Source organism: Streptomyces ossamyceticus (assembly GCF_001418475.1).
In the GTDB taxonomy this organism is placed as follows: Bacteria; Actinomycetota; Actinomycetes; order Streptomycetales; family Streptomycetaceae; genus Streptomyces; species Streptomyces ossamyceticus.
Genome location: NZ_LIQX01000774.1, coordinates 1 through 8,613 on the forward strand (window position 1 = coordinate 1; position 8,613 = coordinate 8,613).

The 8,613-nt window shown below is 70.8% G+C and carries 8 protein-coding genes and 1 pseudogene; 3 read left to right on the forward strand and 6 right to left on the reverse strand.

What is annotated here, in order from left to right:
- From AOK15_RS38465 to AOK15_RS38485, 5 genes are all read right to left on the reverse strand, one after another.
- Positions 1 to 1,281: LLM class flavin-dependent oxidoreductase (locus AOK15_RS38465; protein ID WP_055523523.1), on the reverse strand; the 1,281-nt coding region annotated here is incomplete at its 3' end.
- Positions 1,278 to 2,156 (reverse strand): ABC transporter ATP-binding protein, encoded by an 879-nt coding sequence (locus AOK15_RS38470; protein WP_240508788.1) that lies wholly within the window; start codon positions 2,154 to 2,156, stop codon positions 1,278 to 1,280. The genes AOK15_RS38470 and AOK15_RS38465, both read right to left, overlap by 4 nt.
- A complete protein-coding gene (locus AOK15_RS38475) occupies positions 2,132 to 3,022 on the reverse strand; it encodes an ABC transporter permease (protein WP_055523531.1) in 891 nt (296 codons plus the stop codon). Before AOK15_RS38475 ends, AOK15_RS38470 begins: the two co-directional genes overlap by 25 nt.
- A 23-nt stretch (positions 3,023 to 3,045) precedes the next feature.
- The gene (locus AOK15_RS38480; RefSeq protein ID WP_055523525.1) at positions 3,046 to 4,110 is read right to left on the reverse strand and encodes an ABC transporter substrate-binding protein; all 1,065 of its coding nucleotides are present in this window, start codon (positions 4,108 to 4,110) and stop codon (positions 3,046 to 3,048) included.
- A gap of 263 nt (positions 4,111 to 4,373) precedes the next feature.
- A complete protein-coding gene (locus AOK15_RS38485; protein ID WP_055523532.1) occupies positions 4,374 to 5,612 on the reverse strand; it encodes an ROK family transcriptional regulator in 1,239 nt (412 codons plus the stop codon).
- Positions 5,613 to 6,082: 470 nt separating this feature from the next.
- On the opposite strand from AOK15_RS38485, the gene AOK15_RS38490 reads away from it, so the two are divergent.
- On the forward strand, positions 6,083 to 6,658 hold the full coding sequence (locus tag AOK15_RS38490; protein WP_055523527.1) for a biotin transporter BioY: 576 nt from the start codon (positions 6,083 to 6,085) through the stop codon (positions 6,656 to 6,658).
- A gap of 53 nt (positions 6,659 to 6,711) precedes the next feature.
- On the opposite strand, the gene AOK15_RS38495 is transcribed toward AOK15_RS38490, so the two are convergent.
- Positions 6,712 to 7,509, reverse strand: a complete 798-nt coding sequence (locus AOK15_RS38495; protein WP_055523529.1) for a hypothetical protein — start codon at positions 7,507 to 7,509, stop codon at positions 6,712 to 6,714.
- A gap of 254 nt (positions 7,510 to 7,763) precedes the next feature.
- On the opposite strand from AOK15_RS38495, the gene AOK15_RS48040 reads away from it, so the two are divergent.
- Together AOK15_RS48040 and AOK15_RS48045 are read left to right on the forward strand one after the other, a co-directional pair.
- The coding region (locus AOK15_RS48040; RefSeq protein WP_240508789.1) for a serine/threonine-protein kinase at positions 7,764 to 8,152 on the forward strand (389 nt) is incomplete at its 3' end.
- A 2-nt stretch (positions 8,153 to 8,154) separates the two neighbouring features.
- Positions 8,155 to 8,613, forward strand: a pseudogene (locus AOK15_RS48045) (protein kinase domain-containing protein); the annotation flags it as partial.

The window sequence follows — 8,613 nt, forward strand, 5'->3', positions numbered from 1 at the left end:
CCGCAGGGTCCGGCGCGGCCCGTACGCTTCGCGCAGCAGACCGCGGGCGCGCAGGATCGGGACGACGTGGTCGACGAAGGCGTCCAGGCCGGACGGCAGGACCGCGGGCATGATGTTGAAGCCGTCGGCGGCGCCCCACGTGAACCACGTCTCGATCTCGCCGGCGACCTGCTCCGGCGTCCCGGCGAAGGTCAGATGGCCGCGACCGCCGCCGAGCCGCCCGATCAGCCGCCGTACGGTGAGCCGCTCGCGCCGGGCCAGTTCGACGACGAGTGTGTAGCGGCTCTTGGCGCCCTCGATGGCGCTCTCCGGCGGCAGGTCGTCCGGCAGGAGTGAATCCAACTCCAGTGTGCCGGGCTCCAGCTGGAGCAGCGCCTCCAGGCGGCCCACCCCGTGCGTGTACACGATGTGGTCCTCCAGGACCCGCTCGTTCGCCAGCGCCTCCGCCTCGGTGGAGCCGAGCACCGGGACGATGCCGGGCAGCACCTTGATGTGGTCGGGGTCCCGGCCGGCCGCGACGGTACGGGCCTTGAGGTCGGCGTAGAAGGCCCGCGCGTCCTCGACGGTCTGCTGGGCGGTGAACACCGCCTCCGCGTACCGGGCCGCGAACGCCTTGCCGTCCTCGCTGGACCCGGCCTGCACGAGCAGCGGGTAGCCCTGCGGTGTGCGCGGCACGTTGAGGGCGCCCTCGACGCTGAAGTACGTCCCCCGGTGCCGGGGCGGATGGATCTTCGCGTCGTCGCCCCAGACACCGGACGCCTTGTCGGCGACGATCGCGTCGTCCTCCCAGCTGTCCCACAGCTTCAGCGCCACATCGAGGAACTCGCCGGCCCGCGCGTACCGCTCGGCGTGCGCGGGCTCGGCGTCCAGGCCGAAGTTGCGGGCCGCCTCGGCGCCGGCGGTGGTGACGATGTTCCAACCCGCCCGGCCCTGGCTGATGATGTCGAGGGACGCGAACTTGCGGGCCAGGTTGTAGGGGGAGTTGTAGGAGGTCGAGGCGGTGGCGATCAGACCGATGTGCTCGGTCGCCGTTGCCAGGGCCGTCAGCAGGGTGAGCGGTTCCAGCGCCCCGGCGGGACGCTGGGCGACGTTCCCCCACAGCTGGGGTCCGTCGGCGAGGAACAGCGAGTCGAAGGTCCCGCGCTCGGCGGTCCGCGCGAGCCCGACGTAGTGGTCCAGCTCGACATGCGCGTAGGGGTCGCTCTCGGGCAGCCGCCACGACGCCTCGTGGTGGCCGGTGTTCATCAGGAACGCGTTCAGGTGAAGCTGTCTGGTGGTCATCGGTGGTCCTTCGACGTCACTGGTGGTCCTTTGCGGTCACGGCTGAGCTCGGCGCCGACCGTGGGGCCGACCGGGGCGCCGAGCGGGGCGCCAGCCGGGAGGCCGGCCTCCACGGCGCCTTCCGGGTCCTCGGTCACCCCGAGCGCGGCCAGCAGCCGCTCCCGGTACTCGCCGAGCAGCGGATCGCGGTACGACCGCGGATGCGGGCGGTCGATGGCCAGGTCGAGGCCGAGCCGGCCGTGCTCCAGCACCAGCACCCGGTCGGCGAGCACGATCGCCTCGTCGACGTCGTGGGTGACGAGCAGGACGGAGGGGCGGTGGCGCTCCCACAGCTCCCGCAGCAGCGCGTGCATCCTGATCCGGGTCAGCGCGTCCAGCGCGCCGAACGGCTCGTCGGCCAGCAGCAGTTCCGGCTCCCGGACCAGGGAGCGGGCGAGCGCGGCACGCTGGGCCTCCCCGCCGGACAGCTCGTTGGGCCAGGCGCGCTCCCGCCCCTTCAGACCCACCTCGGCGAGGGCGGCCCGCCCCTTCTCCTCGCCCTCGGTGCCCAGCAGTACGTTGTCCAGCACCCGCCGCCAGGGCAGCAGCCGGGAGTCCTGGAACACCACCGACACCCGCTGCGGCGCGGTGAGCCCGCCGCTGCCCGCGACCTCGTGGTCGAGGCCCGCGACCGCCCGCAGCAGGGTGCTCTTGCCGGAGCCGCTGTGCCCGAGGAGGGCCACGAACTGCCCGGCGGGGATGTCGAGATCGATGCCGTCGAGGACCGCGCGCCCCTCGAACGACCGGGTCAGTCCCCGCAGCCGTACGGCGGTCCGCTCGGCCGTGGTGGTCGCCGCCGCCCCGGTGGCCGTCAGCCGCTCAGTGTGCGTCGCCATGACAGCACCTTCCGTTCGATGAACCGGACCGCGCTGTCGGAGACCAGGCCGAAGATCCCGTAGACGACCAGCCCGACGAGGATGACGTCGCTCTGGCCGTAGTTCTGGGCCTGGAACATCAGATAGCCGAGTCCGTTGGTGGCGTTGATCTGCTCCAGTACGACCAGACCCAGCCAGGAGCCGGTCACCCCGAGCCGTAGTCCGACGAAGAAGCCGGGCAGTGCGCCGGGGACGACGATCTCGCGGATGAACCGGAACCGTGACAGGCCCTGCACCTCGGCGAGTTCGACGAAGCGGGTGTCGATGCCGGCCAGCGCGGCGTGCGTGTTCAGGTAGATCGGTATGTAGACGACGATGGCGATGATCGCGATCTTGAAGGTCTCGCCGATGCCCAGCCAGAGGATGAACAGCGGGATCAGGCCGAGCGTCGGGATCGCCCGGTTCAGCTGCACCGTCCCGTCGATCAGCGCCTCACCGGCCCGGCTGAGCCCCGAGGCCAGGGCGAGCGCGATCCCGGCGGTCAGCCCGATCGCGAACCCGGCCCCGGCCCGGCGCAGCGACGTCAGGATGTCGGTCGGCAGGGTCCCGTCCGTCCACAGACGGACTCCGGTCTCCAGCACGGTCCACGGGGCGGGCACCGCCGCGGGGTCCAACCGCTCCGTGGCGGAGGCGGCGGCCCACAGGGCGAGGAGGAGCAGCGGGCCGACGAGCCGGGAGGCGGGCAGCCGCCGCCCGGGGGAGAGCCGTCGCCGCCTGCGGACCTGGCCCGCCGCCCCGACGGCCACGGGCGTACCGGCCGCGCTCTCCGTCGTACCCGCCGCATGCTCTGCACTCGCCGTACTCGCCGTACTCGTGGCGCTCGTGATGTCGACGCTCGTGGTCACGGCCGTCACCTCCGGTACTCCGCGGGCACGGCCTTCGCCGCGACGGCTTCGAAGCGGCGGTCGAAGAGCGTGCCGACATCGAACTTCTTCACGAAGCCGCCCTCGGCGAGCAGCTCCGCCGTCTCCTGCTCCCACTTGATCGCCTCGTCCCAACCGGGCGGGAACAGCGGCTTGTTGGCGAGATCGCTGATCGACTTCGCCTGGGCGGCGGTCAGGTTCTGCGTCTTGACGTAGAACTCCTCGTTCCAGATGTCCGGGTGCTCGTACTGCCAGACCGCGCCCTTCGCCCAGTACGGGATGTACGCGGCCACCGCCGCGGCCTTCGCCGAGTCGGCCAGTACGGATGTAGGCGCCCACAGCAGGTTGAGCAGGTCCACCACGTCGGTGGTGAGGGTGCGGGCGCCCTTCGCCCCGTACTGCTGGAGATAGGCGGGTGCCTGCTGGTTGCCGAGCGGCGCGATGTCCACCTGGCCGGACTGGAGGGCCGTCAGGAACTGGTTGCTGGTCAGCGGGACGAGCTCCACGTCGTCGTAGGCGATCCCCGCCTGCTTCAGCGCCCGCAACAGGACGACACCCTGTGCCTGCCCCTGCGAGAAGGCCAGCTTCCTGCCCTTGAATTCCTTGACCGAGGTGATGTCGCTGCCGGGTTTGGTGGCGAACAGATAGTTCGGCTTGCGGGTGATGTTGATCGCGACGATCTTCGCGTCATAACCCTGGTAATGCGCCTGGATCGGCGGGATTCCCGCGTTGTTGGCGACATCGAGGGAACCGGAGCGGAAGGCGTTGATGACATCGGGGCCGGCCCCGATGTTCGCCCAGCTGCTCACCTGGAAAGGGAGTTCGCCCAATCCGGCGAGTTTCAGCTGCAATTGCTGCTGGTTCTGGAACGAGGCGATCTTCAGGCTGGTGCCCCGGGGGACCTTGGTCGCCAGCGGCGCGTCCACGGCCGTCCCGCCGGTCGCCGCACTGCTGTCGGCGCAGCCGCTCAGCGCGACGGCGGCGGCGCCGACGCCGAGGAGGGAGGAGAGGAAGAGACGCCGGTCGAGACCGGGCGGGGCGGACGAAGGCATGGGAGGACCCCCTGGGGTTCACAGGAAAAGCGCGAGCAGACGCGAGGCGGGATCGCGCATGGAAATCACGGCGAACGTACGCCGGAAAAGGAGAAATCACTGCGGGAGAAGGCCGGAGAAGCGGGCTTCCACGCAGGAGGAAGAACGCGCCGGGGGCGCGTCAACGTGTCAGCAACAGAGGGTGCGACAGGTCGTGAGAAGCATGAACATGATGTTCCCGGTCTCGCGTCGGTGGTGTCAACATTCGGAGTTTCTGAATTAATTCACCGGAGCGCGGCGGCCAGCGGATCGCGATAGAGCACGTCCAGGGCGACCGCGCCGCCCGCCATGGCCGGCACGGCGTCCGGGAAGCTCGTCGGCCGGATGTCCGCCGCCCGGTCGTGCGCGACGGCGCCCCGCAGTGCGGCGAGGCAGTCCTCGCGGGCGATGACCCCGATCTCGGTGACGACGACGGACTCCGGGTTCAGCACGTCGAGCAGCAGCCCCACGGCCCGCCCCACCGTCCGCGCCCGCTCCACCAGCAGCCGTACGGCCACCGGGTCGCCGCCCGCCGCCGCGTCCACCACATGCGTCGGGTTCACCCCGCCGATGACGCCGGCCTCCCGTGCCCGCCGGCACAGCGTCCGCTCGCTCAACTCGGCCTGGAGGCAGCCGGTCCGCCCGCAGTCGCAGGGCTCCGCCCCACCCGGCAGCGGCAGATGGGCGATCACCCCGGACTGGGAGCGCGGTCCGTGGTGCACCTCGTCGTTGGTCGCGAAGGCCGCGTCCACCATGTTGCCCACGAACAGATGCAGCACGCTCCTCCTGCCCCGGGCCCGCCCGAACAGCCGCTCCGCGCCGACCAACGCCCGTGCGTGCCCGTCGACATGGACCGGCAGCCCGGTGCGGGCACCGAGCACCTCCCGCACCGGCACCTCGCGCCAGCCGAGCAGCGGATGCTCCACCACCGTCCCGGACTCCCGGTCCACCCAGCCACCGGCCGCGAACCCGACCCCGAGGAGCCGGCGCCCCGGCAGGGCCGCCGACAGCGCTGCGATCCCGTCGCCGGCGCGTGCCAGCACCACCGCCGGATCGGCGGCGTTGTCGTGCTTCACCTCCCGCCGCAGCAGGACCCGTCCCCGCAGATCCAGCAGCGCGACCGTGGTGTGGGGCACCGCCACATGCACCCCGGCCACCGCGAACCGCGAGTCGTCCAGGTCGAGCGGTACGTGCGGACGCCCCGACCCCTTGGACTGCCGGGGCGGTTCGGCGTCCCGGATGAGCCCCAACCGCGCCAGCCCGGCGCAGTGGTCGGTCACCGAGGCCGGCGACAGGCCCGTCACCCGCGCGATGGTGCTGCGCGCCACCGGCCCGTGCTCCAGCACGGACCGCAGTACGACGCTGGCACTGGTCCGCCGCCGGTCGCTGTCGGCGGCACGCGGCACGGGAGAGGAACGGGACGGAAGAGGGGAGCGACGGGGAACGGATGGGGAGAGAGTGGGTGCTGCCGCGGTACGGGGCATCGCGATCATCCTCGGGTACGGGTCCGACACTGCGCCGTCGTGAGGCGAGGCGCGCCGGAGCCGCCTCACCCGGGGCGGCGACAGGTGGCCGTGCCCACGCGTCGCAGGTCGACGTAGCGACGCGACGAGAAGTACCGGGCCTGGGCAACCATGCGCCCGAAGCTAGCAAAGTGGGCCACCTCTGCCCAGACGGCGACCGACGGGCGAGACGGCATCTGTCCATCCCCACAATCCGATTGGTGAATCCCTACAGACCCCTCCGACCATGCGGACGTGGCACAAGCCACTCCACCTCAGTGACCGGTGTCACGCCTGCCCGGTGTAACCCGAGGTCATTGTCGAAAGCCCACCATGCGGTCGTTCCCGCCTTTGTCGACGGCTGACGGTGTCCTGTTCATGACCGCTGGGATAGCGTCACCGTGTTCGATGCCACGTACACCCTCTTTTCCCTCTACCCTCGCGGAGTCCCCATGAGTACGGCCGTCGCCCCCGCCCGCACCGGTCAGGTCCTCGCCGACCTGCTCCCCGCCTCCCGGGTACGGGACATCGCGCTGGTGGTCGGTGGCGCCGCCCTCACCGGGCTCGCCGCGCAGATCGCCGTGCCCGTGCCGGGCTCGCCGGTCCCGGTGACCGGCCAGACCTTCGCCGCGCTGCTGGTGGGCACCGCGCTCGGCGCCGGCCGCGGTGTCGCGTCCCTCGCCCTGTACGCGCTCGCCGGTCTCCTCGGTGTGCCGTGGTTCGCGAACGGCACGTCCGGTGTCGGCGTCTCCTTCGGCTACATCCTCGGCATGATCCTTGCCTCCGCGGCCGTGGGCGCCCTCGCCCGCCGGGGCGCCGACCGCTCCGTGCTGCGCATGGCCGGCACGATGCTCGTGGGTGAGGCCGTCATCTACGCCGTCGGTGTCCCCTACCTCGCGGCCACCGCCGACATCACCCTCGCCTCCGCCGTCGCGGTCGGCCTCACCCCGTTCCTGATCGGCGACGCGCTCAAGGCCGCGCTGGCGATGGGCGCGCTGCCGACGGCGTGGAAGCTGCTCGACAAGTGACGCCGTAGTCGCTGTGTGGGGGCGTTGCTCAGTGCGACGCCCCCCCACACACGTCATGTCTCCTGGCGGGCGCGCCGGTTGTTCCACCACAGGCCCGCCGCGCCGGCGGAGATCAGCGCGGCGCCCACCATGCCGAGCGGCAGGACCCGGTCGGCGGGGCCGGTCTGCGGCAGCTTGTCGGGCTTGTCGTCCTTGCCGCCCCCACCGCTTCCGTTCCCGCCGCCTCCGTTCCCATCGCCACCGTCACCGCCGCCCGGTGTGACCGGGCTGTTGTCGGTGCCGAGGAGGAGCGGTGTGGCCGGCTCGTTGGGTGACTGGTTCGTCGTGCCGAACGGCACCGGACCCTGCTGCCAGAACGTCTTCGAGCCGTCCGCGTTCTGCACCGGCAGACAGATGTCGCCCTTCTTCTTCAGGTCGAAGGTCGCGTCGATCGCATAGGTCTTCGACTTTCCGGGCGCCAGATCGTCGATCGCGCACGCGAAACCACTGTTGGCCCCATCGGGAAGATCGCCCTTGGCGATTTCCGTGCAGCCTTCGACATTCTTCACTGTCAGTCCGTCGAAACCGACCACGAGTAGACGGATTTTCCCGCTCGCCTTGCTTCCCTCGTTCTTTACGACCCCGGAGATCTCCGTTTCCTGCGACTTGTTGTCGACTTTGATCTCTTTCGACAGCAGCGTCGACAGCTTCACCCCTGCCGGCGCCGTGTCCATGACCTTTCCACCGTGATCGCTCAATCCCCCCTGGTCGTCCGCCGAGGCCGTGAAGCCGAGGATCATCACCGATGAGAACGACGCGGTGAGCAGCGATCCCACGACGGTCGTCCTGGTCTTCCCCTGACGAGAACTCATGTTCCATCCCCCTTGCGTCCCCCTGGCCGTGCCTGAATTCACGGCCATTGAAGAGGTACCACAAGATTTCTCGCCACTATGCTGGAGCGGCGAGAAGTGTGACCAATGCGCGACTTTTTGGTTCGGCTGTTGCGGAAGTGGGCACGTGTCGGTCGAAGGGGGGCATGGGGGTGCCGGGAATAACGAGGGGCGGAGTGCCGGGGCTTGTGGTGGCCGGCCGTTACACGTTGGTCGAATGCATCGGCCAGGGCGGAATGGGGCGAGTGTGGCGGGCCGCCGACGAAATACTCGACCGGCAGGTGGCGGTCAAGGAAATGCGGATCGACGGCCTCGATCCGGAGGACACCCGCACCCGACGTGAGCGCACCCTGCGGGAGGCCAGGGCCACGGCCCGGATCGACCACCCCCACGTCGTCCGCATCTATGACGTCGTCGACGAGGGCGAGCGGCTCTGGATCGTCATGGAACTGGTCGACGGCCGTTCCCTGGAACGGCTGCTGTTCGAGGACGGCCCCCTCGACGTACGGGAGACGGCCCGGATCGGTCTCGAACTCGTCGACGCGCTGGGCCAGGTGCACGCGCAGGGCGTTCTGCACCGTGACATCAAACCGGCGAATGTCCTCGTCCGCCGGACCGGCGGACGNNCGGAGGCGCTCACGATGGCCGGCATGCTCGTCGGCTCCCCCGACTACATGGCGCCCGAGAGGGTCTCCGGCCGCCCCCAGGGCCCGCCGTCCGACCTGTGGTCCCTGGGCGCGACCCTCTGCGCCGCCCTCGGCGGCCGCTCCCCCTTCTCCCGCACCACGACGCTCGCCACCCTGCACGCGGTCCTCTACGAGGAGCCCGAACTGCCTGCCACGGCGGGCGACCTGCACGACGTGCTCGCCGCCCTCCTGGAGAAGGACCCGGACGTACGCCCCGGCCTCCCCGAACTCACAGCGGCCCTCCACACCATCGCGACACCCCCGCCAGCCCCACCCACAGCCACGGTCACCCTGGAACCACGGACCACACCGAGGGCTGCTCCGGAACCAGAGGGTGCCGCACCGATCGCCGCAGACCCACGGGGCGGAGGGCCAGAGGGCGCCGATCCGCGGGTCGCCG